Annotated in this window: 20 protein-coding genes; 12 read left to right on the top strand and 8 right to left on the bottom strand. The window is 58.7% G+C overall.

Going from position 1 to position 24,296, the window contains the following annotated elements; genetic code table 11:
- Nucleotides 1–98: 98 nt before the first annotated feature.
- Nucleotides 99–1,178 (bottom strand): DUF1517 domain-containing protein, encoded by a 1,080-nt coding sequence (locus NF78_RS18920; RefSeq protein ID WP_052050742.1) that lies wholly within the window; start codon nucleotides 1,176–1,178, stop codon nucleotides 99–101.
- A gap of 214 nt (nucleotides 1,179–1,392) precedes the next feature.
- On the opposite strand from NF78_RS18920, the gene NF78_RS18915 reads away from it, so the two are divergent.
- From NF78_RS18915 to gghA, 3 genes are all read left to right on the top strand, one after another.
- A complete protein-coding gene (locus tag NF78_RS18915) occupies nucleotides 1,393–1,698 on the top strand; it encodes a hypothetical protein (RefSeq protein WP_035990812.1) in 306 nt (101 codons plus the stop codon).
- A 153-nt stretch (nucleotides 1,699–1,851) separates the two neighbouring features.
- On the top strand, nucleotides 1,852–3,060 hold the full coding sequence (locus NF78_RS30475) for a YbaY family lipoprotein (RefSeq protein ID WP_081972761.1): 1,209 nt from the start codon (nucleotides 1,852–1,854) through the stop codon (nucleotides 3,058–3,060).
- 153 nt (nucleotides 3,061–3,213) lie between these two features.
- On the top strand, nucleotides 3,214–5,793 hold the full coding sequence (gene gghA / locus NF78_RS18905; RefSeq protein ID WP_225885373.1) for a glucosylglycerol hydrolase: 2,580 nt from the start codon (nucleotides 3,214–3,216) through the stop codon (nucleotides 5,791–5,793).
- Between the two features lie 128 nt (nucleotides 5,794–5,921).
- On the opposite strand, the gene uvrC is transcribed toward gghA, so the two are convergent.
- Nucleotides 5,922–7,856, bottom strand: coding sequence for an excinuclease ABC subunit UvrC (gene uvrC / locus NF78_RS18900; RefSeq protein WP_197064923.1), 1,935 nt, complete (start codon nucleotides 7,854–7,856; stop codon nucleotides 5,922–5,924).
- 140 nt (nucleotides 7,857–7,996) lie between these two features.
- Here uvrC and NF78_RS18895 point away from each other — a divergent pair, with 140 nt between their 5' ends.
- Entirely contained in the window at nucleotides 7,997–8,920 is a 924-nt protein-coding gene (locus NF78_RS18895) for an alpha/beta fold hydrolase (RefSeq protein WP_072016190.1), read from the top strand.
- A 97-nt stretch (nucleotides 8,921–9,017) separates the two neighbouring features.
- Here NF78_RS18895 and NF78_RS18890 read toward each other — a convergent pair whose 3' ends face one another.
- The 5 genes from NF78_RS18890 to NF78_RS18870 all read right to left on the bottom strand — a co-directional run bounded on the left by NF78_RS18890 (nucleotide 9,018) and on the right by NF78_RS18870 (nucleotide 16,277).
- Entirely contained in the window at nucleotides 9,018–10,103 is a 1,086-nt protein-coding gene (locus NF78_RS18890; RefSeq protein ID WP_035990808.1) for a serine/threonine-protein kinase, read from the bottom strand.
- A 333-nt stretch (nucleotides 10,104–10,436) separates the two neighbouring features.
- Nucleotides 10,437–12,173 carry a helicase HerA domain-containing protein gene (locus tag NF78_RS18885; protein ID WP_035990807.1) on the bottom strand — a complete coding sequence of 579 codons (1,737 nt, stop codon included), beginning with the start codon at nucleotides 12,171–12,173 and terminating at the stop codon, nucleotides 10,437–10,439.
- A 246-nt stretch (nucleotides 12,174–12,419) separates the two neighbouring features.
- A complete protein-coding gene (locus NF78_RS18880; protein ID WP_225885372.1) occupies nucleotides 12,420–12,959 on the bottom strand; it encodes a hypothetical protein in 540 nt (179 codons plus the stop codon).
- A 279-nt stretch (nucleotides 12,960–13,238) separates the two neighbouring features.
- Nucleotides 13,239–15,269, bottom strand: a complete 2,031-nt coding sequence (locus tag NF78_RS18875; RefSeq protein WP_035990803.1) for an ABC1 kinase family protein — start codon at nucleotides 15,267–15,269, stop codon at nucleotides 13,239–13,241.
- Nucleotides 15,270–15,743: 474 nt separating this feature from the next.
- On the bottom strand, nucleotides 15,744–16,277 hold the full coding sequence (locus NF78_RS18870) for an REP-associated tyrosine transposase (RefSeq protein WP_035990801.1): 534 nt from the start codon (nucleotides 16,275–16,277) through the stop codon (nucleotides 15,744–15,746).
- Nucleotides 16,278–16,854: 577 nt separating this feature from the next.
- Between NF78_RS18870 and NF78_RS18865 the strand changes: the two genes are divergently transcribed.
- The 7 genes from NF78_RS18865 to NF78_RS18845 all read left to right on the top strand — a co-directional run bounded on the left by NF78_RS18865 (nucleotide 16,855) and on the right by NF78_RS18845 (nucleotide 21,966).
- A complete protein-coding gene (locus NF78_RS18865; protein ID WP_052050741.1) occupies nucleotides 16,855–17,142 on the top strand; it encodes a hypothetical protein in 288 nt (95 codons plus the stop codon).
- Nucleotides 17,143–17,479: 337 nt separating this feature from the next.
- Nucleotides 17,480–19,219 (top strand): N-6 DNA methylase, encoded by a 1,740-nt coding sequence (locus NF78_RS18860; protein WP_081972760.1) that lies wholly within the window; start codon nucleotides 17,480–17,482, stop codon nucleotides 19,217–19,219.
- 5 nt (nucleotides 19,220–19,224) lie between these two features.
- Nucleotides 19,225–19,536 (top strand): DUF4258 domain-containing protein, encoded by a 312-nt coding sequence (locus NF78_RS29785; RefSeq protein WP_072016189.1) that lies wholly within the window; start codon nucleotides 19,225–19,227, stop codon nucleotides 19,534–19,536.
- A complete protein-coding gene (locus NF78_RS29780) occupies nucleotides 19,536–19,784 on the top strand; it encodes a YgiT-type zinc finger protein (protein WP_072016188.1) in 249 nt (82 codons plus the stop codon). Before NF78_RS29785 ends, NF78_RS29780 begins: the two co-directional genes overlap by 1 nt.
- A gap of 2 nt (nucleotides 19,785–19,786) precedes the next feature.
- On the top strand, nucleotides 19,787–21,139 hold the full coding sequence (locus NF78_RS29775; protein WP_072016187.1) for a type ISP restriction/modification enzyme: 1,353 nt from the start codon (nucleotides 19,787–19,789) through the stop codon (nucleotides 21,137–21,139).
- A 109-nt stretch (nucleotides 21,140–21,248) separates the two neighbouring features.
- The gene (locus NF78_RS29770; RefSeq protein WP_035990799.1) at nucleotides 21,249–21,572 is read left to right on the top strand and encodes a DUF2281 domain-containing protein; all 324 of its coding nucleotides are present in this window, start codon (nucleotides 21,249–21,251) and stop codon (nucleotides 21,570–21,572) included.
- 1 nt (nucleotide 21,573) lies between these two features.
- Nucleotides 21,574–21,966, top strand: a complete 393-nt coding sequence (locus tag NF78_RS18845; protein WP_035990797.1) for a type II toxin-antitoxin system VapC family toxin — start codon at nucleotides 21,574–21,576, stop codon at nucleotides 21,964–21,966.
- Nucleotides 21,967–22,018: 52 nt separating this feature from the next.
- Here NF78_RS18845 and NF78_RS18840 read toward each other — a convergent pair whose 3' ends face one another.
- The gene (locus tag NF78_RS18840) at nucleotides 22,019–22,210 is read right to left on the bottom strand and encodes a DUF4926 domain-containing protein (protein ID WP_072016186.1); all 192 of its coding nucleotides are present in this window, start codon (nucleotides 22,208–22,210) and stop codon (nucleotides 22,019–22,021) included.
- Between the two features lie 173 nt (nucleotides 22,211–22,383).
- Here NF78_RS18840 and recN point away from each other — a divergent pair, with 173 nt between their 5' ends.
- A complete protein-coding gene (gene recN, locus NF78_RS18835; RefSeq protein ID WP_035990794.1) occupies nucleotides 22,384–24,111 on the top strand; it encodes a DNA repair protein RecN in 1,728 nt (575 codons plus the stop codon).
- Nucleotides 24,112–24,296 lie beyond the last annotated feature (185 nt).

Here is a 24,296-nt window from a genome sequence, read left to right as displayed (position 1 = left end):
AGCAATTAATCTTTAGGGTTACCAAATGAGAATCAAGGCGAGGTCTCAAAATAGCTCCCCTGGCCGATTGCCCAATCGTCATTTAAACCCCAATCGCGCTACAGCGTTACCAGGTCGGGGTAGTTGGCGATCAGCTCATCGGCGCTGAGGCTGTCGCTGGGGTCCTGGGGTGTCCACAGCAGCTCATACACCAGCAGGTAGGCGGGCGAAATAGAGCCCAAGCGCTGTAGAACGGCATTGAGATCGGCCACCGAGTTGACGGACTTAAACAGGGGGCGATCGTCTGCCGTGCCCAGCAGCAGCGTCACCACAATGTGCGAGGCCACCTCATCGCTGGGTGCAGTGGGCATGGCCCGCCGCTGCACCTCGCCACCCACGTTGACCAGGGTTTCAACCGCAAACTTGCTGCGCTCTTGAATGGAGAGGCGCTCAAACAATTCTGCTGCTTTCTCCCGCCCGGCGACGGTTTGCGAGTCGGCCCCCACGTGGGTCCAGTAGTCGGGATGGCGCAGTAGGGCCAGCGCGGTGGCGCGCAGCTGGGCAGCCAGCCCTGCCGAGGTGGAGAGGTCGGCCTCCAGGGCAATGCGATCGAGCTGGCCTTGAAGTTCTCGCGCCCCGGCCAGGAGCGCCACCTGCAGACGCGTTACCGTGACAATATCGTTGAGCAATTCGCTCTGGCTGCCCGTCGCTGCCGGACCTTCCCTGCGGCTGCTCTGGATATAGCTGAAGACGATGGGCAGCAGAATGAACCCCAGCACCACAATGATGAAGAACAGCTCGCCGCCATCGTCACCCGAGTCGACATAGACCGGAGCCGGATTGTAGGTGGGATAGGGCACAATTACCGGGCCGGGAGCCGAGCGGTAGCCATAGCCGCCGTAACCGCCATACCCACCGCCATAGCCCCCGCCACTGGGGGGCAGGCTGCGGGGAGCCGATGGGGCTGGTGCTGGCTGACTGAACGAGCCGCCCCGACTCATGCCGCCGCTGACTGCCTGTTCTGCGATCGCCCCCTGGGGCAGCAGCCCATCCCTCAGCCACTGGGTTTCTGCCGTTTTCAAGAACACTGGCTGCCCCTTCACCACGGGCACCACCCCCAGATAAACCACCAGGGCAATCAGCACGGCGGTCGCTGAAATCATTAACCACAGCCGCTTAACGCTAGGGGTTACCTGCATCACGGGTTCTCCAGAACTGTTCAGGGAGCCGATTTGGCACTATTCTTTGAGTATCCAACAAACCTTTACGGACGTGGGTTAACAATTCCAAACACGTAGTCGCGCCCCTTTTGCCTCCGTCGGTATCGTGATGCGGCAGGTAGAGCACAGACAGAGACTAATTTGAGAGTAAGGTTAGCCTGGAGTTGTAGAACTAAGGAGTGGAGCAATTACTATGCCCCCAGATGCAACGCTCTCAATGCTCGAAGCTGTCTCAGCTAGGCTCGAAATCGTCGGGCAAAAGCTCGATCGCACTGCCGATCTGCTTGAGGCTAACACTCAACAAATTGCCGCTCTCTCAGAGGGTTTGACTCGGCTAGAAAATATTGTACAAGTTGGCTTTGAGCGCATTGAGCGCAACTTCGACAGCCTAGAGCGGTTGGTAAGGCAGCAGCACGAAACCACCCAAATGCAGGCCCGCCACATTGACCGGCTGGCTGGCATCGTAGAAATCCTGATTCAGCAGCGCATCGCCAGTTGAAAGACGCTATGCGTTGCCAAAACCGTAACTCACACCGCTTCCTTATCATTCATTGGTAAATTTCTAGAGGTTAGGGAAAATCCAGTCATCGGGTTAGCTACGCCTTGGCTATGACTGCGATTCCCCGACCGAACGTTAGGTGTGAGATTAACCATGAGCAAACGAGTATTTTTGGCGCTGGCGGGGGCTAGCCTGGTGGCTGCAACCCTGGGCAGCGGGGCAGGAAGTCAGGCGATCGCGCAGACCCAGCCCGAGTGGCACAACTGCCTCACCCGCGAAGTGTTTACTCCCGAGAAACAGGCCTGGTGCAACCGCTGGAGCACGCTGCAAAACGGCACCTACATCGTGCCCCTGGGCTTTGGCCCCGAACCTACATTTGAAACCGTGACCCTCGAAAACGGCCAGTACAATCGCCCTGGCGAGCTGGTGGTGAGCCTGGCCAACGAGCCTAACTGGCTGGCCTTTGGCGATATCGATGGCGACGGCAAGGACGATGCCGCCGTGATCTTTGGCGTCAACCAGGGGGGCGGCACCAACCTGGTCACCTACCTGGCGGCGGTAATGGATATCGACGGCGAGGCCGAGGCGCTGCGGCCCGTGGCCCTGGGCGATCGCATTCTGCTCAACGGCCCCACCGCCATTGAAAATCAGCGGATCAACGTGGCTCAGCTGACCCAAACCGAGGTGATCAACCGCAGCTTTGTGGTCGATGGCGGCAGCCTCAGCGAGCTGGCCCAGCTGCCCAGCCCCGAGCGGGCTGAGGTGCCCGACGGCACCGTGGTCTTTTCGCAAACCACAACCCATGCCGTGCGGGTGTTTACCCGCGATGGCCTGCCCTACATCAATCTGTTCAACCGGACCAGCGGACGGCAGGAGCTGAATGGCGTGCGGGCGATCGCGGTCAGTTCCGTAGAGGGCATGGTCTTTATGACCTCTGGCTCCACCGCCCAGGGGCAGCCCGCCGTGCGGGTCAGCCTTTCCCCCGATGGCAGCCAAACCTTTGAGGTCAACGACACCGTGCAAACCAACTCCGCCAGCGTGACCGGCACCGTCACCTACCTGCCCCGCATTGCCATGCCCTCCAACGCCGTGCTGGAGGTTAGCCTGCTGGATGTCAGCCGGGCCGACGCCCCCGCCATTACCCTGGCCTCTCAAAGTATGGTGTTTGGCGAGCGTCAGGTGCCCATCCCCTTTGAGCTGGTGTACAACCCCGACCAGATCGACGCCCGCTTTTCCTACGCGGTGCAGGCCCGCATTCTCGTCGATGGAGAGCTGCGGTTTATCAATACCAGCCGGTTTGCGGTGATTACCCAGGGCAATCCGACCGAGGTAGAGGTCAGGGTCGATCCGGTATCGCGATAGGTCGGGCGATCTGGGGTGGTTAGCTAGGGACAGCCACTGGGCTCTATCCCTGGATATAAATTAGATAAACCTCAGACAGAAGGCGATCGGGCCAGGAAAGGCGCTTGCTAGACTAACGGCAGCCAAGCGTCCTCCACAGCGTGTAGACCTACCGTGACCGTTAAAGACTCAGCCTCCACTCTGCCCCCCGTAGTTCAGCCGCCCCTCCAGCCCCTGGTTTACCTGGTCGAAGATGAAACCCGAACGGTACTTGAATGGGCCGCCACCGTGGGCCACTCCGACGACACCTACTTTCAGCGGGGCCAACGGCTGGCCCGGCGGCTGGGGGCCCACTACCGCCGCGACGGGCTGACCGAGTTTGGCTTCTGGACGCCAGAGCTGGTGGCCGACATCATTCAGTCGGAGCGCACCCTGGAGCTGGAGATTCTCACGCCGCTGCAGCCGATCGACTTTCGCGCCCCTCAGCAGACGCTCCGGTTTCAGCGCGATCGCCTGCCGGTAATGCAGCAGGGGGAGTTTGTCTGGGCGGTAGTGGCGGGGGTAAAGCCGGGCAGCCGCGATCGCGCCGGCAGCTTTTACTGGCTGCGCTACATTGACGCCGAGGGCCGACTCAACTACATTCGCGACCCGCTGGCCTACTCGCTGCCCTACGGCGTGTTTGCCCCCGCCGAAGTCTACGACCTCCGGCGGCTCCAGCAGCGGCGGGCCGACCTGGGCTACCTGGCCCGCAGTTCTGCCCCCAAGGGCGGCATCGACCCCGAAATTCCGCGCGTGCCCGCCCCCACCAACATTCTGCAAATCCACGTCAAGACCGCCTCCGCCGAGGGCAGCCTGGAGGGGCTGACCCGCATATACCAGCGCATTTCTGACAAGCTGGCCGCCGGGGAAAACCTCACCCCCGCTGAAGCCGCTTACACCGGCTACGACGCGGTGCAGCTGCTGCCGGTCGAACCCACAATTGAATATCGCCGCGAGGATACCAACAGCGAGCACGAGTTCTTTGCGATTGCCGAAACAACCGCTCTAGCCACCGATTCCTTAAATCAAGACGAACCCCATAGAGACGAAACCAGCGCCCACCTCACCGTCACCCTGCGCCAGCCCAACACCCAAAACTGGGGCTACGATGTGCCCATTCTGGGCTCGGCGGCCACCAACCCCAGCGTGCTGGGCAGCCTGCGCCCCGACGAAATCGTGGAGTTTATCGCCACGCTGCACACCTTCTCCACCGGCCCCATTCAGCTGATCTACGACCTGGTCTACGGCCACGCTGACAACCAGGGCATCGAGCTGCTCACCCAGCAGTTCTTCAAAGGCCCCAATATGTACGGCCAGGACCTCAACCACCAGCTGCCCCAGGTGCGAGCCATTTTGCTGGAGATGCAGCGGCGTAAAATCAACACCGGGGCCGACGGCATTCGCGTCGATGGCGGGCAGGATTTTCGCTTTTTCAACCCCCTCAGCGGGCGGGTTGAGCAGGACGATGTGTACCTGCTGGCCATGAGCGACGTGGTGCAGGATATCCAGGGCTATCGGCGGCGCATGTTCACCATCTTTGAGGATGGTCGCCCCTGGCCCGAGGCAGGCTGGGAAGAAAAATCGACCTACCGCGAGCTGATCGAGGCCAAGCCCGGCTCGTTTCAGTGGGGGCCGCTGATTTTTGCCCACAACACCCCCACCCTGAAGGGCTTCTGGGACCGCAAGTGGCGGCGGGTGTGCGAGGTGATTTTCCAGGGTGACCACTGGATCACCGGCTGCGGCAACCACGACACCGTACGCCGGGGCAACCAAATTGAGCTGGATGCCGACATCAACTGGAACCTGGGCAACACCCTGCCCGAAGCCCTCAACCGGGCCTACAACAACTCGGCCACCCTGCTGTGGGTGCACGGCTTTAGCCCCGGCCTGCCGATGGACTTTCTCAACGCCAGCCTGGAAACCCCCTGGGGCTTCTTTCGCAACACCGACGATCGCTACGGGGTCAAAGTGGTCTCTGAGGAAGTGGGCTTTTTGGACTGGGAGATTGAGCCCGAGCTGTACCGACAGCCCCACGCCTTTCCCCAGCTCAAGTCCCTCGGGTTTGAGAGCCTGGAGCAGCTGAAGGACTTTGCCAACGCTCTGCGCCAGGCCATGGTCGAAACCGACTACAACCTGGAAGAGGTGGCCCAGATTTGCCAACACTGCCTGGGCGAGGGAGCCGATGGCATGGTGTGTGAGGTGCCCGCCCTGGAAGAACTCAACCAGCCCAGCCTGCCCCGATTTTTGGCCACCCTCGATGTGCCCAAGCTGAAGCAGTTTGCCATGGCCTTTATGGAAGACGGCCACGACATGTGCAATGTGGCCCACTACTTTGGGCAGGCCAACCCCGATCGCGGCTACTTTGGCATGGAGCTGCGCCAGTTTCGGCGGCAGCGCCCCTGGCTGCGGGAGAACCTGATTGGCCGCGATCGCTTCAACCGCATCAGTGACGACGAGCGCACCATTTTCTATGGCTACCGCATTCAGCCCCACGCCGCCGACCACCAGCCGCCCCAGGAGGTGGCCATGGTAGCCCACATGGGGGGCGCGCCGATGACGGTCAACCTGGGCGACTGGCTCCAGCTCGATATGGCGGCCTGGCGGGTGGCCCTGACCACGCCGGGGCTGGAGCTGGGCGCGCAGCCCGACGACCTGCGCGCCTTTGAGCTGCGCGACAGCCAGGGGGTACTGCTGGTCAATGCGGCTGGTGGGTAGGGCGATCGCTCCTCGTTCCCATGCTCTGCATGGGAATGCCCATCGGAGGCTTTGCCTCCTCCAATGAGCGGCAGAGCCGCAAACCAGGGTGCCCAGGCGGAGCTAGGGCACCAGCGCATGCCATTCCCCTAAGATCCCGCCATCTCCTCCACTTCCTCGGCCTGGACTTCCTCCTCTTGGAATGCTTCTGGCTGGGGGTGAAAGTACTCGTAGATCTGCTGGGCCAGCTGCGGGCCAATGCCGGGGACAGTGGCCAACTGCTGGGGGCTAGCCTCGCGGATGTAGTCGATCGATCGGAAGGCCGCCAGCAGCTCCTTCTGGCGGTGCTGACCGAGGCCGGGAATCTCGGAGAGGCGCGATCGCCGCATCCGGTCCGTCCGCTTCTTGCGGTGGAAGCTGATGGCAAAGCGGTGGGCCTCGTCGCGCAGGCGGCGCAGCAGCTGCACCCCCGGCTGGTCGGCCTCGGTAGCCAGGGGCATCGACTCGCCGGGGAGGAAAATCTCCTCGCGCTTTTTAGCCAGGCTGACCACGTGGATCTCCTGCAGTAGGTTGAGTTCCTTTAGCACCTCCACCACCGCCGAGAGCTGCCCCTTGCCGCCGTCGATCATCACCAGGTCGGGCCAGTCGGGGTTGCCCAGGCGTTGCTTGGTGGGGTCGGTGGCGTAGCGGCGAAAGCGACGGCGAATCACCTCGGCCATACTGGCGAAGTCGTCGGAGTGGCCCGGCTTCACCTCGGGGTTTTTGATCTTGTAGTGGCGGTAGTGCTGCTTGGCGGGCATGCCGTCGACAAACACCACCTGGGAAGCCACTGCATCGGAGCCCTGGATGTGGGAGATGTCGTAGCCCTCGATGCGCTTGGGCAGGTCGGGCAGGTCGAGGGCGATCGCCAGGTCCTGCAGGGCCTGAATGTTGCGATCGGCGGCGGCCTGGGTGCGGGCCAGCTCATACTGGGCGTTGCGCTCCACCATCTCGATCAGGTCGGCCTTGGTCTGGCGCTGGGGCACCTCCACCGACACCTTGCGGTTCCGGCGCTGGCTCAGGTAGTCGGTCAAGATCTCGCTCTCCGGCAGTTCGTGCTGGGAGAGAATCACTGCCGGAATTTCCACCGCCTCCACGCTCTGGTAGTGGTCCTCCAGCACCCGCTGCAAAATTTCGCCGGGGGTGCCCGACTCAGCATCGGCGGTGAAGCCCAGGCGACCCACCAGTCGCCCCGCCCGCACCTGAAAGATCTGCACGCAGGCGTACTTGTCATCGGCGGCCAGGGCGATCGCATCCCGCGACACGGTGTCATCCGGCAGGGCCACCTTCTGGTCGGCACACAGCCGCTCCAGGCCGCGAATCTGGTCCCGCAGCCGGGCCGCCACCTCAAACTTGAGATCTTCCGCCGCCCGTTCCATCTGAGCGGTGAGAATATCCACCAGCTCCGTGGTGCGGCCCTGGAACACCATCACCACCCGCTGCAGGGTCTTGTGGTAGTCCTCCGGCGAGATTAGCTGCTGGCAGACGCCGGGACAGCGGCCAATGTCGTAGTTGAGGCAGGGGCGATCGCGGTGGACCGGCTGGGGTCGCTGCCGCAACGGGAATATCCGCTTCACCAGGTTGAGGGTGCTGCGCAGCAGGCCCACATCCACGTAGGGGCCGTAGTAGCGATCCTTGAGGCTCTTGCGCCGCTTGCGGGTAATGAAAATGCGGGGGTAATCTTCCGACCAGGTGACGCAGAGGTACGGGTACTTCTTGTCGTCCTTCAGCAGCACATTGAAGTGGGGCTGGTTCTGCTTGATTAAATTGGCTTCCAGTGCCAGCGCCTCGGCCTCGGTATCGGTAACGATGAACTCGATATCGACAATCTGCATCACCATCACGGCAATGCGGGGCATGTGGCCGTGAAAGTCGCGGAAGTACGATCGCACCCGGGTACGCAGACACTTCGACTTGCCGATGTAGAGAATCTGGTCGCGGCTGTCCTTCATAAAGTAGACCCCTGGCTCTTTAGGGATCTCTTTGAGCCGCGCCTCCAGGCGATCGGGGTCGTTAACCAGGGTGGGGGGCTGAACCGTAGTCACAGATAGCACGCCTAGACCTTTGTACTAACCAGGATAGCGGTAAACCCGCCCGGCAAGGGTTGGCTGCACAGACGGTTTTCCGCCGCCAGCGGGAGTGATATGGTTGGAGGGCATCCAGGCCCCCTTGGGCGATATCCATCATGTCTATCCCTCCAACGCTGCTGAGCAGTCTGCCCTCTACCCTCAGCCAGGCTGGCTACCAGCGCCTGTGGCACTGGCGGGGCTGGCGGGTGCGCTACTGGTTTCACCCTGGGCCGGGGCCGGGCAACCTGCCGCCGCTGCTGCTGATTCATGGGTTTGGGGCCAACCTGAACCAGTGGCGGCACAACCTGCCGGCCCTCAGCCAGGTGGCTCCGGTCTATGCCATCGACCTGCTGGGCTTTGGCGATTCTGAGAAGGCAGCGACCCTCTACGGCGCGGAGCTGTGGGCGGAGCAGGTGGCCGATTTTATCCAGGGGGTAGTGGGTCAGCCGGTAGCGCTGGTGGGCCATTCCCTGGGGGCGCTGGTGGCGCTGACGGTGACTCACCGCCACCCCGACTGGGTAAAGCAGCTGGCCCTACTGACGCTGCCCCTGGAGGGCAACCGCGAAGATCTGGTGGCGGGCTGGGTGGCAGCCCTGGCGCTGCGGGTCGAGAGCCTGGTGGCCAACCCGCTGCTGATGCGATCACTGTTTGCCCTGGTGCGTCGCCCCAGTTTCCTGCGCCGGGCGCTGGCGGGCATCTACACGGTCCCGGAGCGGGTGGATGAGGACCTGGTTAGCCTGTTTGCCCTGCCCACGAGCGATCGCGGCGCAGCCCGCGCCCTGTGCTACCTGGTGCGATCGCGCACGGCTCCCGGCTTCAGCCCCTCGGTGAAAGACATGGTCACCGCACTGACGGTGCCCACGCTGCTGCTGTGGGGCGACCAGGACCGCGTGGTGCCCATCGCCCAATCCCGGAGGCTGGACAACCTCAGCCCCTGGCTAACGACCGAGGTACTGCCCGGCGTAGGCCACTGCCTCTACGACGAAACCGACGCCGATTTTAACCAGCGACTACTGGCCTGGCTCCAGAGCATTGAGTAGGCTGCAAGGCTAGGGGTGATGGGTTAATGGGGTGTACGGTATACGATTCACGGTTTGCCTCGAACCGTATACCCTGAACCATACGCCGTATACCCACCTAGGGCAGCGACACTGGCCCCGTCGGACGCCCCTGAGGCCCCCGATTGAACGATCGCTTGGTGCGCCACTTGCGAATGGCCTGGGCCTCCCGCTGGATGGGGGTGAGGTAGGCATCGGGGTCGAGCTCGACTGAGTCGCTGCCCGGGTCATAGGGGGGGCGATCGCGGGTATTCATGCAGCTGGCCAGAGCCTCCAGGTGGGGCTCCAGTTCCAGGGCTCGCTCCAGGTCATCGATTGTGGTGTAGCGATCGCGGGCATCGGGCATCAGCATTTTGTCGATCACCGCAGCGAGGTGGGGGCTGACGGTGACGGTGTGCTGCCAGCGAATATAGCCCGTGTTGGGGTCCTGGTCAAACTCAATTGGGGTGCGGGCCGTCAGCAGGTACAGGCAGGTGATGCCCAGGGCGTAGATGTCGCTGGCGTAGCAGGGGCGCAGGGCCAGCTGCTCGGGCGGCGCGAAGCCGGGAGTGCCCACAAACTGGGTGGCCGGGGCCTGCATCGAGACTTGCTCTTCCACATCGGAGAGGAACTCGCGCACTGCCCCAAAGTCGATCAGCACCAGACGGCGATCGCGCTCGCTGCGGATAATGTTGGGCGGCTTGATATCGCGGTGAATGACCCGATTGCGGTGGATGAAGCGCACCACCGGAATAATTTCGCGCAGAAAATACTTCACCTGGGCCTCGGTCAGCCGCCCCTGCCGCCGCACCTCCTGGGCCAGGGTTTCGCCATGGATATAGTCCTGCACCAGGTAGAATTCGCCCCCGGTGGTAAAGTAGTCGAGCAGCTGGGGAATCTGGGAATGACTGCCCAGGTTGGCCAGCGCCCTGGCCTCCCGACGGAACCGCACCTTGGCCCGCTCCAGGGATAGCTCGCTGCCCGCCTTGGGGCAGAGCTGCTTGATGACGCAGTAGGGCTCTCCCGGCAAAGTGGCATTCTGGGCCAGGTAGGTGACCCCAAACCCCCCCTGCCCCAGTTTCTTCAGTACCCGGTAGCGATCGCGAAAAAGGCGGTGGGACTGGTAGTAATGGCGAATTTCAGAGTTGGCCGTGCGGTCTAGGGTTTGCCTGGGTGGATTTGCCATAGGTGTTGTCTATCCTGGCCTCAATCGAGGGGAAGATGCCTGGTTTCCAGTTTAGTAATTAGCCTATTGGGCTGTCAGCCCAACTGCGGTTAAACAATGCACAGGAACGCAAAAACGGGACAACCTTGCGAAAAGCCGACCACAGCACAGCGTTTTCTCCACCAACCTAGCAAGATTCTCCAGAATCCTTAGAAATCTTAAGGCCAGGCGGGTATCCGCTACACAATTAGCAACGATAGCCCTCAGGGTATCACGTTCGGCCCCCGTTGGTTTAGACCGTTAGGGTGATGACAAGTCTAGGGTATGACCCTCAGCCCATGGGGGCAATTTGCCCTAAAAGCCCAGGTCGGCTCGGGCCACCTCCGAGGCTCGAAACACCACCTCATCGGGCAGGTCTTCCCAGGCGGTGGCCCCCACCTGGGCATAGAAGGTGCTGTCGTAGGGGCGGGTGCGCACCACCACCGGCATGGGCACGGCGTGGCCCAGCACCAGGGCCTGCTGCTTGGAGTCGAGCTTGGCCAGCACCGATCGCAGACTCTGCCCCCCGGACACCCCGGTAAAAATGGCGTCGATATCTTTTTCGTCGTTGAGCAGGGCGGTGATGCGGGTGCCAATCTGCGACATCACCTCGTTGTCGATGCCCGAGGGCCGCTGATCGACCACCAGCAACGTAACAAAATACTTCCGCATTTCTCGGGCGATGGTGCCGAAGATGGTCTGCCGCGCCGTGGCCGGGTCGAGGAAGCGGTGGGCCTCCTCGATGGTGATCATCAGCTGGCGGGGCCGGTCCACCACGTTTTTGGTCTGCAAGAAGCGATCGGCCTTTTTCACGTAGCTGGCGTGGATGCGCCGGGCGATCACGTTGGTGGCCAGCATGTAGGCCAGCATATTGGATTGAGAACCAAACTCCACCACCACATGCTTGCCTTCGTCAATGGCGGCGAGAATTTGCTGAATGTAGTTGTTGCCGCTGGCCGCCTTCATATATTTGATGTCGGCCAACCGGGTGAGCTTGCGTTGCAGGGCCATAATCGACGACTTGCTGCCCATCTTGGTCTCGCAGAACTCCTGGATCTCCTCGTTGGTCATGGTCAGCAGGCGGTTGATCCAGCTCTTGCCAAACTCGTTGCGCAGAATGATGGCGTTCTCCAGGCTGGCCTCCGACAGGTTTAGTTCCCCCCGCACCAGGTTCAGGTCCTCCACATCGATCTGATCAAAGCTGATGTAGAGTTCCTGGGCGTCGCGCACGCCGCGTCGCTGGGTGGCCTCCGGGTCGAGGGTAAACATCTGCACCTGGCCGGGAAATAGCTGGCGCAGCCCCTTGACGGTGCTGAACTGCTTGCCCTCGCTGACCGCCTCCCAGCCGTACTCCGAGTGCATGTCGAAGATCAGATTGACCGCCGCCCCCCGCTGAATGGTGCCCGCCAGCAGCAGCCGGGTGAGAAACGACTTGCCCGTACCCGACTTGCCAAAGATGCCGTTGCTGCGCTCCACAAAGCGGTCCAGGTCCAGGCACACCGGCACCTCCATGTCGATGGGCTGGCCGATCGCGAAGTTGCGGCGGTGGGGGTCGTCCTCCCAGCCAAAGATGATGCGGAAGTCGCGATCGCTGGCGTCGTACACCTGGCTAAAGTGGGCCGGAATGGTTTTTACCGGCAGCAGTTCTACATCGGCGCTACTCTGCGCCTGCAACGATCCGTAGGACCCCTCACCCTCTTTTTTCTTCGCCTTCCCCCTACCCCCTACCCCCTCACTCCCTACTCCTTCACTCTCCTGCTGGGTAAACATCAGCATCGGCGTCAGGTTGATCGTGCCGTAGGTGCCCGTACCCGCCAGCACCTCCTGCAAAAACAGATTCGACGGCTCCGGTGGATGGGCCAGAATGCGCTGGCTGCCCGTGCCCAGGGTGACATCGGTGAGCATGCAGAAAAACTGCGATCGCCGCCCCTGCACCACCAAAAACTTGCCCACCCGCATATCCTCCACAGAGATATCCGGGTGCAAGCGCACCTCCAACCCCTGACTTAGGGATCCCTGGATCACAGACCCCAGCGGCTGACTCATCCCCATGCGGCAGTCCTCGGTAAGCGTTCCGCCAATTTTAATACATTTGTCCTGGTTGGGCATAGGGAACTGGGCATCGGGTATTGGGTTTCTGGTCTCGGGTATACGGTTCACAATTCCGCCTGACACCCGACACCCGACACCCGACACCCGACACCCGACACCTAAGCTCTCCCCTCCCACCAAAAAGCGCTTATGCGACACCTAGCCACACAAGCGCTTTCAAGCTTTATTTGAAAACTGGCACCGTTTCTAGAACTGAATGCCCACGCCGCCCTGCACGGAGATCGCCATGTTGCCCCCCTGGCGGTAGGCGTCAAAGGCAAAAATAGCGTTGCCAAAGGCCACCAGGTTGCTGTTGGGGAACAGATAGTCGATACCGGGCTGGAGCACAAAAGAAGTCTTGTCGCCCACGATGGAGGTATTGTTGCCGCCGCCCACAAAGGAGGCCCCTGCACCCACGTAGACATCGGTGTTCCAGCTCAGGGGCACATCGTAGGAGACCGTGGGCACAAAGGCGAACTCACCACCAAATAAAAATGCCTGGGCTCGCAGCGACACCGGGTACTGCAGCAGCCGGTAGCGACCGGAGATTACCCCCTGCACGCCACTGCCCTGGCCGGTGGCGGCATCGTTGGTGACGCCGATACCAGCGCCCACGCCGACATAGCTGCCGTAGGCCACCTGGGCCTGGACGGCTTCAGGCGCGATCGCCGCCCCTACAACCGTAGCTGCTGCTGCCAGCAGGGCGGCCCCTGCCGTATGCCCCATCCAACGCCCTACGCTTTTCATGGAGTTACTCCTCAAACCTTCCAACTTGCTATATTGGCCGTCTGTACTGGGCTCTCGGTACCGACCTGAATCTGTCGCCGTGGGGCGATTTCAGCCACCATTGCCCTCAGCCTGCCGTAAGCTTACTCCAAGGTTCAGATTTCAACACACTGAATTTTCCGCGCAAAGCCATACGCTACGGCCTGTCCGATCAATCTGTCTGATCAGTAACCTGAGCAAATCGACCCTGGTCTCTAAGGAGGTGACGAATGCCTGAGATATTCATCACCCCACGCTGCCCTAGCTGCCAACCCGAGAGGGGGTAAGCCGTGGTGGAGTGGCGCTGGGTTCTCCCTCCAGCAGCAGGTTGCGAATGATCCGGGCCAGGGCGCGCTGGGCCAATCCGGTCACCACCTGTTGCCCCATGGCCTGGGTTTCAGGCTTCAGCAGCAGGGTGGGGATGCGGGTGGCCACCTGGGCGGCATCGAAGCCGGGGGTGTCTTTGAGAATATCGACAATGCGGCGCAGGTGGTCGAGGTCGCTGGGGGCCGCCGGGGCCACCACCGCCGGCTCTTGCTTCAGGCCCAGGCGACGCTGTACGGCGGTGGTGAGGTTTTTGACAGTGGTTTGGCCAAAGGTATCGAGGCCGTTGACCAGTTCGCTGACGATGCGATCGCGCAGAAACGTCCCCCGCTCAGAGAACAAAAACTCCAGGGTCTGATCGATCAGCCGGTCCATATCGTACTCATCGCTGCTGCGGGCATTGCGCAACAGGTTCTCCAGCCGGTTCCACCGGAAGCTGCCGTCTTTGAACAGCAGGTCTTGCAGGGAAGCGCGCAGCTCCGGCGACGGGTCGGTGAGCAGCCGCTTGGCCACGTAGGGGTAGGCCTTGCTCAGCACCTTGAAATCCGGATCCACGTTGATGGCGATGCCCTCCAGGGTTACCAGGGAGCGGATGATCAGGGCGTAGTAGGCGGGCACCCGAAACGGGTATTCGTACATCAGGGCCGAAAATTCGTCGGTGATGCTCTTGAAGTTCAGCTCGGCCACGCTGGCCCCCAGGGCGTTGCTAAACACGTTGGCCAGAGCCGGAATAATCGGCGTCAGGTCGGTGTCGGGGGTAAGAAACTCCAGCTTGACGTAGTCGTTGGCCAGCCCCTCAAAGTCGCGGTTGACCATGTGGACCACGGCCTCGATCAGGCCGTAGCGCTGGTAGGGTTTGACCTCACTCATCATGCCGAAGTCGAGGTAGGCCAGCTGGCCGTCGGCCATGGCCAGCAGGTTGCCGGGGTGGGGGTCGGCGTGGAAGAAACCGTGCTCCAGCAGCTGCCGCAGCGAGCACTGCACCCCCACCTCGATCAGGTGGCTGGCGTCGATGCCGAGGCGATCGAGCTTGTCAATGTTGGTCAGCTTGGTGCCCTCGATCCACTCCATGGTCAGCACCCGGCGGGCGGTGTATTGGGGGTAGATGTGGGGTACGTAGATGTCGGGAATGTGGCCGTAGAGCTGGGCAAAGCGCTGGGCGTTTTCACCCTCGTGGGTGTAGTCCATCTCTTCAAAGATGCGCTCACCGAACTCGTCGAGAATCGCTACCAGGTCGCTGCGGATCTGGTTGATGCGGTTGGTGGCAAAGCGGGCCAGGCCGCGAATGATGTAGAGGTCGAGGGCAATGCGCTGGGCCAGGCCGGGGCGCTGCACCTTGATGGCCACATCTTCGCCGCTGTGCAGTTTGCCCTTGTAGACCTGCCCCAGGGAGGCGGCAGCGATGGGGCTGACCGACAGCTCGGCGTAGATCTGGCTGGGGGGCGCGCCCAGTTCTTCTTCAATGAAGCGGTAGGCAATTTCGTTGGGGAAAGGCGGAATCTGGTCCTGGAGGGTGGTCAGTTCTTCGAGGAAAATCGGCGGCACCAGGTCGGGCCGGGTGGAGAGGGCCTGACCAATTTTGATATAGGCGGGGCCAAGGTTGGTCAGCATTTCCCGCAGCTGCACCGCCCGCAGGGCTTCGTTCTGGGCGCTCAGGCCAGCGCGGCGATCGAGCCAGAGCCGGGCAAAAAAGGTAATTAGCGGCAGAAAAATGCCGATAAACCTGGCCCACACGCGCAGCGGGCGACGGCGATAGTAGGCGGCGATCGCCCCTGGGTCGTAGCCAAAGGCTTCAAACGGGTCCTGTGCTTTGGTGGCCAGGGTGCGCGGGGGAGCAGCGATCGGGGCGGGAACCATCACCTCCGGCGGTTCTACCAGTTCCTCAGTCACCGCGATCGCCTCGGCGTCAATAATATCTATGGAGCCGCCGAAGTGCTGAGCCGAATCCTGGGTGGTGTTTAATGCCATAGCGCGCTCAGAGAGAGGATGGAGAACCGGGGATTTGAGAGTTGGGAAAGCCGAGGCGATCGCCCAAACCACCCCCGTAAACTATTGTAACGGCATAGTTTCCGAATCCCCGGTAGTGACCTCCCTACTTCCCCCGATCGGCGTCTGTCGGTTGAGAGAGCGGGCGGGTTTCTGTTACAGAAGCAATATCAGCGGGGGCTGCTGAATGAAGTGCAGATGATGCTGAAGCATAACCACCCCTGTGATTGCTTCGCGTTGGCGAAGCCGCTCTAGAGCATTGCCCGTACTTGCTTCGCGATCGGCTGTGCTTGGTTTGCGATTGCCTGTACTTGCTTCGTGCTGAGGTGTACTTGCTTTGCACTCCTGGTGTCCAGGCTCTGCCTGGGTATCAAGCGGTGCGGATCTGCCGCTAAGAGGAGGCGGAGCCTCGGGGCGGCATCTCCAGACGGAGCCTGGGAACGAGGGGATACCTCATTAAAGCTCAAGGGGGTTTATGTCTATTAGCCCTTGCTGTCCCGAATAGTTGCGGTAGCTGGAATAACGCCAATGCCCCGGTTCGTCTACATAACCTCTGGCAACTGGGTTGTTGTGGATGTACTCAAGCTTTTGTTGCGCTATTTCCGGCGAGGTCAGGGCTTGCGGATGAGAGCCTTCCTGCCAAAGCTGATAGCGCTGTCCAGTTTTGTGGGATAGCTTTGCTGCTTTCAATTGCTGTAGCAGATTAGCTTTTGGCTGCTCATGCAAGCGGTCGATGATTGATCGAGCGGTGAATGATTTGAACTTGCCAATTTCCTTTGCGAGCTGATCTCCTGAGGCAATCAGGTGCAGATGATTTTCAAGGATGACGTAGCCATGCAGAGTGAGGCGGTCTTCAGCCTGTAGAAAGCGGAGGGAATCTAACACAATCTGCGCCAGCTGAGGATGGCTGAATACGGGTAGCCAGTTGACCACAGTGCAGGTCAGAAAATGCGGGTAATTGTCAAGGGTGCGATATCTTGAACGGCCCATAGGGGGGTGTTGTGTAGCTGTTCGTGAAGAGTGCCCGCCGGGGTCTAACTGATATCTGGTGCCCAGGCTCTGCCTGGGTAGCGCTAGAGGCGGCTCTGCCGCCAAGAGGAGGCGGAGCCTCGGCGAGCATTCCCAGGCTGAGCCTGGGAACGAGGTGGCGGCGGGGGACTCTGTCTGGTGCCCAGGCTCTGCCTGAGTTATCAAGCTGGTGCGGCTCTGCCGCAGAGGGGGAGGCGGAGCCTAGGCGGGGCATTCCCAGGCGGGAGCATGGGAACGAGGGGGGACTACTGTTAAGCTTCAAGACGGAGCGGGGTTCTGTAGCAATTTTGACTTGCCTGGGCGATCGCAATCCGCTACAGTCCAGGGTTAAGGCTGTCAGCGCACAGCCCGGTTCCCAAAATTTGGTCGAACGCTGGTGGCAGGAGCTTGCACCTCCCACCACCAGCTGACCCCTTCGACAGGTTGCGCTGTCTCGGAGGCTGAGTATTATGGTACTTTGGCCGCCCCGAACCGCTTACGTCTGGGAGCGGCCAAGTTTTGGGTTTCCTTACCCATCCGTTTCTTGGAGGAAACCCCAATGTTGTGTTTGCCATTTTTGGCAGCGTCGGCCCGTGCGGGTGCGGCGACCCCGCTGCTGCTTGCCAATCCTGACCTGCCGCCGGAGCGAGAGCGATTGCGCCATCTGGTGATCGGTTCGCCGGAGGGGGTGCGTGGGGCAATCAACCACCTGCACCTGCTCCGGTACGCCGAGCAGCGGGAGTGGAGCCAGCTAGTGACGATTCCCCCGTCGGGGATTTTGATTACCCCGGAGCAAGGGGAGGTGTTTAGTCTGCTGCGGCGCGAAAGGCCAAGGCTAGACCCGTAAACCACTGTAGGGTGGGCACCGCCCACCTTGCACCCCTGCTACTGCAAGCCAAACCCATCGGGTGGACGCCGCTTACCTTGCACTGGCGCGTTAGCGAAGCTATCCGAAGGAATCGCTGAATATTCGGGGTTGGTGGTGGGTGAATAAGTGGGGTGGCGGGCTTTGCCCACCCTACGGTTGGAGGCGATCGCACCCCCGAGACGAGGCTTCAATTCTCTTGTCTCGGTTAATTTATGCGTTTAAAGGGTGAAAGTGTGGCGGGTCAGCGGCTCCACTGAGGGGAAGATCAGGTAAAAGGTAAGAAACCTCTGCCTGCTGGCCTTTCACCTGTTGCCCCATGTCTCGCCTCATCGTTACGCAGTACCAGGCCGAAGTGGCCAAAATCATTCAGTATGGCGGCTCCCGCAAAGAAACCAGCATTCGCAATGCCTTCGAGCGCTTGCTAAACGACTACTGCAAGCCGCGCAACTACATGCTAATCCCAGAGTTGGACTACAAAACTAAGTTCAACACCACGGTCTACCCCGATGGCACCGTGAAGGATGCGATTCGGCTAGAGCATGGCTGGTGGGAGAGCAAAGACCAGTACGATGTTCTCGACGAAGAAATTGAGAAGAAGTTTGGGAAAGGCTACCCCGACGAAAACATTCTGTTTGAAGACTCTCAAACTGCTGTCCTGATTCAGCATGGACGAGAGCAGGCGCGGGTGTCGATGCGCGATGCCGACGGACTGGACGGGCTGATTGCTACCTTCATCGACTACGAACGGCCCGAGGTGCGTGATTTTCGTGCGGCCATCAAAGCTTTTAGGGACGATATTCCTTACATCCTGGAGGCGCTGCGTAGCATCATTGCTCAGCAGGAAGATACAAATACAGCGTTTCGCCAGCAGCGAGATATGTTTCTGGAGTTGTGCCGCCAGTCTATTAACCCCGAAATTGAGGCATTTGATGTTCACGAAATGCTGATTCAGCATATTCTCACGGAGGATATTTTTACCAATATATTCCATGAGTCGCAGTTCCACCGCGAAAACAACATTGCCCAGGGCATCGCCCAAATCATCAACACGTTTTTTACCGGGGCAACTCGCAAAAACACCCTCAAAAGCATTGAGCACTATTACGCGGTGATTCGCCGCAAATCGGCGGATATCGCTAACCACCACGAAAAGCAGAAGTTTTTGAAGGCGGTGTATGAGAACTTTTACAAGGCATACAACCCCAAAGCGGCAGATCGGCTGGGCATTGTCTACACGCCCAATGAAATTGTGCGCTTCATGATTGAGAGTGCTGATTATTTGACCCACAAGCATTTTGGCAAGCTGCTGAGCGATCCGGGCGTGGAGATTTTGGACCCCTGTACAGGTACGGGCACCTATGTGACGGAACTGATTGAGTATTTGCCGCCGGATAAGCTGGAGCATAAGTATAAGCATGAGATTCACTGCAATGAAGTGGCAATTTTGCCCTATTACATTGCGAACTTGAATATTGAGTTTACCTATCAGCAAAAGATGGGTAAGTACGAGGAATTTAAGAATATTTGCCTGGTAGATACGCTCGACCATTGCAGTGCAGAAGGACATCAGTTTGATTTGTTTGCCATGAGTGTGCAAAATACCTCTCGCATTCAAGATCAGAACGATCGCACTATCTCTGTCATCATCGGCAACCCACCCTACAACGCTCACCAGGATAACTTTAACCAGCGCAACGCCAATCGACCCTATCAAGGTATTGATAAGGCTATCAAAGACAGCTACATCAAGGAAGGTACTGCCCAAAATCAGATCGTTGTCTATGATATGTATACCCGATTCTTTCGCTGGGCGACAGATCGACTGGGCAAGAACGGCATTATCGCGTTCATTACCAATCGCTCTTTCATCGACTCGAAAACCTTTGATGGGTTTCGCAAGTGTATTGAGCGAGACTTCGACCACATTTACATTGTCGATACTCAATCAGATGTGAGAAACAACCCCAAAATATCTGGCACCAAGAACAACGTCTTTGGCATTCAAACCGGAATCGCTGTCATGTTTTTAATAAAAGTCCAAAGCGGGAAAGGGTGAACTGAATGAAGTCCCTTTCGGATGTTCAGCAGCAGTTAATAAGTGGAAATTTTGAATTTACACGCCATGCCTTTAAGAGAGCAATCGAACGCAACATTAGCGAACAGGAAATTCGAGAAGCAGGAGGTAAATTAGAGGTTATTGAGGATTATCCAGATGATAAATATTCCCCCAGTTTTCTCCTATTAGGCTTTACAACGGGCGATCGCCCTCTACACATTCAAACTTCACGAATGGAATCAGACATAACGAAGATAATTACACTGTATGAACCAGATCCAGAGGAATGGATCAATTACAGAATTAGGAGAGATTAATGTTTAAGTGTCATGTCTGTGGTTCAGAAGAATCTCATCAAGAGCTAGTCAATGAAATCTTTCAGATTAATGGAAGTTTTTATCTGGTTGAACAGATTCCGGCAACGGTGTGCGATCGCTGTGGCGAAGAAATCTTTAGTCGAGAAACGACTGAACGTATTCGGGTGATGCTGCACGACGAAGCAAAACCAGTCAAGTCAATTTCAGTCGATGTGTTTGCGTATCAACCAGAGTCGAAGGCATCTTGAGTATGAAGGCGAAAATCTACTACTTTACGCTGCAAGATGAGCAGACGAAGGAAGAAAAGCTGGAGTGGTTTGAGCAAACCCGTCTGGAGCAAATCCCGTTTGAGCATGTGACGCCAGATCGCAAGCACAACTGGGTGAATTTAACTGATAACGATTTTGATGACTTTTTGCCGCTGCTTGATAAAGATGTAAAAGGAGGAAGTTCAAATAAAGCGATTTTCGTACTCTTTTCGCGCGGACTTGAAACCACTAGAGATGATTGGGTTTATGACTTAGATAAGGAGAATTTGACAGGAAAGACGAAATATCTAAGCGAAAAATACAACTCATCCATTGAGGCCAGGAAGAAAGATATATCGATAAAGTGGAGTTCCTCTCTGGACTCGTATTTTGAAGCAGGTGTCAAATCCGACTATAGCCAGAATTTCATCCGACGTTCTACTTATAGGCCATATTTTGACATTTTTCACTACGCAGAAAAGCTATTCAATCACCGTTTAACGAAGAACCATTATGAAATCCTTGGAGAAGATTTTAAGTCTGAAAACTTGGTCATAGGCATCAATATTGGCAATCCTAATTTCGCAAGTTTGGCTACAAATACATTGCTCGATCAGGCGACGTTGAAATTCGGTAATGGAAGTACTCAATGCCTCCCCCTCTACCGCTATGACGAAAACGGCACTCGCATCGACAACATCACCGACTGGGGCTTAACCCAATTTCAAACTCACTACAACGACCCCACCATCACCAAACTCCACATCTTCCACTACACCTACGCCGTTCTCCACCATCCCGCCTACCGCACCAAATACGAACTCAACCTCAAGCGCGAATTTCCCCGCCTGCCCTACTACCCCGACTTCCACCAGTGGGCCACCTGGGGCAAAGCCCTCATGGATCTGCACCTCACCTACGAAACCGCCGAACCCTTCGGTCTAAAACGTATTGACCAATCTAGCCCAGAAGTACAAAACGATGCGCCCCTACAGACATCGTTAATCCCCAACGATGCCCCCGCCAAACCAAAGAAAACGCCCAAACCCAAACTCAAAGCCGACAAAACCAACGGCCACATCATCCTCGATACCGACACCACCCTAACCGGAGTGCCCGCCGTTGCCTGGGACTACAAACTTGGCAACCGCTCCGCCCTAGAGTGGATACTCGACCAGTACAAAGAAAAGACACCCAAAGACCCCACCATCCGCGAACTCTTCAACACCTACCGCTTCGCCGACTACAAAGAGCACGTCATCGACCTGCTCCAGCGGGTCTGCACCGTCAGCGTCGAAACTATGCACATCATCCACCAAATGCCCGCCACCGTAGAGCATCAAGGCGAGGCATGATGGAACTATGAGAAATAATCCTAAAATCTCTGGCACTAAGAATAATGTCTTTGGCATTCAAACCGGAATCACTGTCATATTTTTAGCAAAAGCGCAGGAGGCATAATCAATGACTGTTAGTGTAGAGCTGTTAGAAACCCTTACTCAGATGCCGGAATCTCTTCAGCAAGAGGTTTTGCATTATGCCAGGTACCTCAACGAAAAGTACTCCCGTGCTCATACAACAGAGCAACCCAAGAAGCGGCGATCGGGAATTTTGAAAGGCACCTTTAAGTTGCCGCTACCAAAGGACTTCAATGCGCCGATGGAATTGCTTGATGATGAACAGAAAGCGGCCCTTGAAAAAAAGTACGGCTACGGCAGCTTAGCCGGAAAAATCACAATGTCCGATGATTTTGATGAACCTTTGGAAGACTTAAAGGATTACATGTAACATGGCGTTTTTGCTCGATACCCATGTTGTTCTTTGGTACGCATCAAAGAATCCTAGCTTAAGTCCAAGGGCTAAAGCGATCGTTGATGCCAAATCGGATCTGTTCTTCAGTGTGGCAAGCCTTTGGGAGATTGTTGTCAAAGTTAATGTTGGCAAACTCCAGCTTGATTACTCTTTTGAGAGCTTGTTGGAGCGAATCGCAGTCCTTCAAGCCGAAATCATTCCAATCGAGATCGAGAGCCTGAAACAATATTTGGATTTACCACTTACCAAAGATCATCGAGATCCATTTGACCGGATTTTGGTAGCTCAGGCAATAGATTACTCACTGGACATTGTGAGTCGTGACGAGAAATTTGATTTGTATCCAGTTCGGCGGGTGTGGCATGAGTAAACTGATAGTGTAGCGGCAGCAGTTCTGACTCCATCAAATATGCCATTGCATATTAGCGCCCTTCCAGGTCAGCAAACTCCACCAAATATTGCTTGCTCTCATCCTGGTCAACCACATCTACCACCGTACCCACCTGCCCCCGCGCCAGCTGCTCACCAGCCCTCTCAACTGGCTCCACCAGCGTCAGCCGAGCCACATCAATAGGCTGTAACGTTGCCACCGAGTCAAATAACGCAAGTGCCATAGTTGCCCTACCTGATAAATACCGAGATTAAAAGCGCATCACAGGGATCGCAATATCTTGGCATTCCCTGATGTTTTCCTGCAAAACGGCGAGCTAGCTAAAATCTTACCCATTTCAGCAGCGTATCCAGGGGGCTTCCCAGTAAAATACGTGGGTACTAACATGCTGCCCCCATGCTAACGGCCCTGCACATCGAGAACTTTGCGCTGATCGACCAGCTCGATCTGCGGCTTGAGGCCGGGCTCAACGTGCTCACGGGCGAAACCGGAGCCGGTAAATCGATCATTCTCGACGCCATCGACGCCGTGCTGGGCGGCAAGGCCAACCAGCGCCTGGTGCGCTCCGGCAGCCAAAAAGCCCTGGTCGAAGCCACCTTCGACGTACCCAGCGACATCCACACCTGGCTGGCCGAGCAAGACCTTCCCCCCGCCGACGGTGCCCTGGTGCTGCGCCGCGAACTCACCCTCGGCAAAACCCTCCGTAGTCGCTCGTTTCTCAACGGCAGCCCCGCCACTCGGCCCCAGCTCGAAGGGCTGCGCCAAAAGCTGGTCGAAATCACCGCCCAGGGGCAAACGGTATTGCTCGGCTCCGGCGATCGCCAGCGGGAGTGGCTCGACGGCTTTGGCGGTGCCCCCCTGGTGGCCCAGCGCCAGCGGGTAGCGACGGCCTACGAGGCCGCCACCCAGGCCAAACGCAAGCTCGACGCCCGCCGCAAGGCCGACCAGCAGCGCCGCGACCAGCTGGAGCTGCTGCAAATGCACCGCCACGACCTGGAGCAGGCCCAGCTCGACGACCCCGACGAACTCGACAAGCTCGCCCAGGAGCACGATCGCCTCAACCACAGCGTTGACCTGCAGCAAAACAGCTACCAGGCCTACCAAATTCTCTACGAGAGCGACAGCGGCAGCGCCTGCTCCGACCTGCTGGGCCAGGCTGAGGCCATTCTGATCGACATGGAGCGCTACGACAGCGCCATTACCCCCATGCTGGCCCTGGTCAGCGAAGCCCTTACCCAGGTCGAAGAGGCCGGGCGCGCCATCAACGCCTACGGGGCCAGCGTGGAGGCCGACCCCGAGCGGCTGGAGGAAGTGGAAGAGCGCATGCGCCAGCTCAAGGGGCTGTGCCGCCGCTTTAGCCGATCCCTGCCCGAGCTAGTGGCCTACCGTGATGAGGTAATCCAATCCCTCGCCGAACTCTCTGGCGAGGGCCAGTCGATCGAGGCCCTAGAAGCCGAGGTCGAGAAGACTCAAGCCGCCCTAGAAGACGCCTGCTCCCAGCTCACCACCCTGCGTCAGGACGTGGCCCAACAGCTCGAAACCCGCTTAATCACCGAACTCAAACCCCTAGCTATGGAGCGGGTGCAGTTTGAGGTCGAGCTCAAGCCCATCGCCCCCACCGCCACCGGGGCCGATGGCATTCGCTTTTTGTTTAGCCCCAACCCCGGCGAGCCCCTGCAGCCCCTGGCCGAAACGGCCTCGGGCGGCGAAATGAGCCGCTTTTTACTGGCGCTGAAGGCCTGCTTTTCCCAGGTGGACCCGGTGGGCACGCTGGTGTTTGACGAGATCGATGTGGGGGTGTCGGGCCGGGTGGCCCAGGCGATCGCCGAGAAGCTCCACCAGCTCGGTCGCCAGCACCAGGTGCTGTGTGTGACGCACCAGCCGATGGTGGCGGCCCTGGCCGATGCCCACTTTCGGGTTGGCAAGCATGTGGTGGAAGCCGCTGGGGCGAAGGGCGCTAAGACCGATGAGGCCGAGCGCACGGTGGTGCGGGTGCTGCCGCTGTCGCCCAGCGATCGCCGCGAAGAGCTGGCCCAATTAGCTGGGGGCGAGTCGCACCAGCAGTCGCTTTCCTTTGCCGAGGCGCTGCTGTCCCAGGCCGACAGTATTCGAGCCAGGGCGTGAGGCTGGATGAGCGGCCTGTAATTGCGTGACACAGGGGAGGTCCACCCTGTCCTCCTTGCTCAGGGGGGTGACAGAACGTTTAGAGTCCTGGACAGGGATGGTCTTAAATCACTGTTAGATCTCAGCTAGACTGGGCATTCGTGGTCAAAAATCAGCTTTAACTGTTGCGTCCCAGAAGTTAGGCC

Origin of the sequence: Leptolyngbya sp. KIOST-1 (genome assembly GCF_000763385.1) — a bacterium.
Lineage (GTDB): Bacteria > Cyanobacteriota > Cyanobacteriia > Phormidesmidales > Phormidesmidaceae > Nodosilinea.
Note: the sequence above shows the minus strand (reverse complement) of the source record. Positions and strands in the feature narration are given on the sequence as shown.

Bases quoted from the DNA above. Each gene is read 5' to 3' on its own strand.
- NF78_RS18920 (WP_052050742.1), bottom strand. From the start codon at position 1,178: ATGCAGGTAACCCCTAGCGTTAAGCGGCTGTGGTTAATGATTTCAGCG.
- NF78_RS18915 (WP_035990812.1), top strand. From the start codon at position 1,393: ATGCCCCCAGATGCAACGCTCTCAATGCTCGAAGCTGTCTCAGCTAGG.
- NF78_RS30475 (WP_081972761.1), top strand. From the start codon at position 1,852: ATGAGCAAACGAGTATTTTTGGCGCTGGCGGGGGCTAGCCTGGTGGCT.
- NF78_RS18895 (WP_072016190.1), top strand. From the start codon at position 7,997: ATGTCTATCCCTCCAACGCTGCTGAGCAGTCTGCCCTCTACCCTCAGC.
- NF78_RS18890 (WP_035990808.1), bottom strand. From the start codon at position 10,103: ATGGCAAATCCACCCAGGCAAACCCTAGACCGCACGGCCAACTCTGAA.
- NF78_RS18885 (WP_035990807.1), bottom strand. From the start codon at position 12,173: ATGGGGATGAGTCAGCCGCTGGGGTCTGTGATCCAGGGATCCCTAAGT.
- NF78_RS18880 (WP_225885372.1), bottom strand. From the start codon at position 12,959: ATGAAAAGCGTAGGGCGTTGGATGGGGCATACGGCAGGGGCCGCCCTG.
- NF78_RS18875 (WP_035990803.1), bottom strand. From the start codon at position 15,269: ATGGCATTAAACACCACCCAGGATTCGGCTCAGCACTTCGGCGGCTCC.
- NF78_RS18870 (WP_035990801.1), bottom strand. From the start codon at position 16,277: ATGGGCCGTTCAAGATATCGCACCCTTGACAATTACCCGCATTTTCTG.
- NF78_RS18865 (WP_052050741.1), top strand. From the start codon at position 16,855: ATGTTGTGTTTGCCATTTTTGGCAGCGTCGGCCCGTGCGGGTGCGGCG.
- NF78_RS18860 (WP_081972760.1), top strand. From the start codon at position 17,480: ATGTCTCGCCTCATCGTTACGCAGTACCAGGCCGAAGTGGCCAAAATC.
- NF78_RS29785 (WP_072016189.1), top strand. From the start codon at position 19,225: ATGAAGTCCCTTTCGGATGTTCAGCAGCAGTTAATAAGTGGAAATTTT.
- NF78_RS29780 (WP_072016188.1), top strand. From the start codon at position 19,536: ATGTTTAAGTGTCATGTCTGTGGTTCAGAAGAATCTCATCAAGAGCTA.
- NF78_RS29775 (WP_072016187.1), top strand. From the start codon at position 19,787: ATGAAGGCGAAAATCTACTACTTTACGCTGCAAGATGAGCAGACGAAG.
- NF78_RS29770 (WP_035990799.1), top strand. From the start codon at position 21,249: ATGACTGTTAGTGTAGAGCTGTTAGAAACCCTTACTCAGATGCCGGAA.
- NF78_RS18845 (WP_035990797.1), top strand. From the start codon at position 21,574: ATGGCGTTTTTGCTCGATACCCATGTTGTTCTTTGGTACGCATCAAAG.
- NF78_RS18840 (WP_072016186.1), bottom strand. From the start codon at position 22,210: ATGGCACTTGCGTTATTTGACTCGGTGGCAACGTTACAGCCTATTGAT.
- recN (WP_035990794.1), top strand. From the start codon at position 22,384: ATGCTAACGGCCCTGCACATCGAGAACTTTGCGCTGATCGACCAGCTC.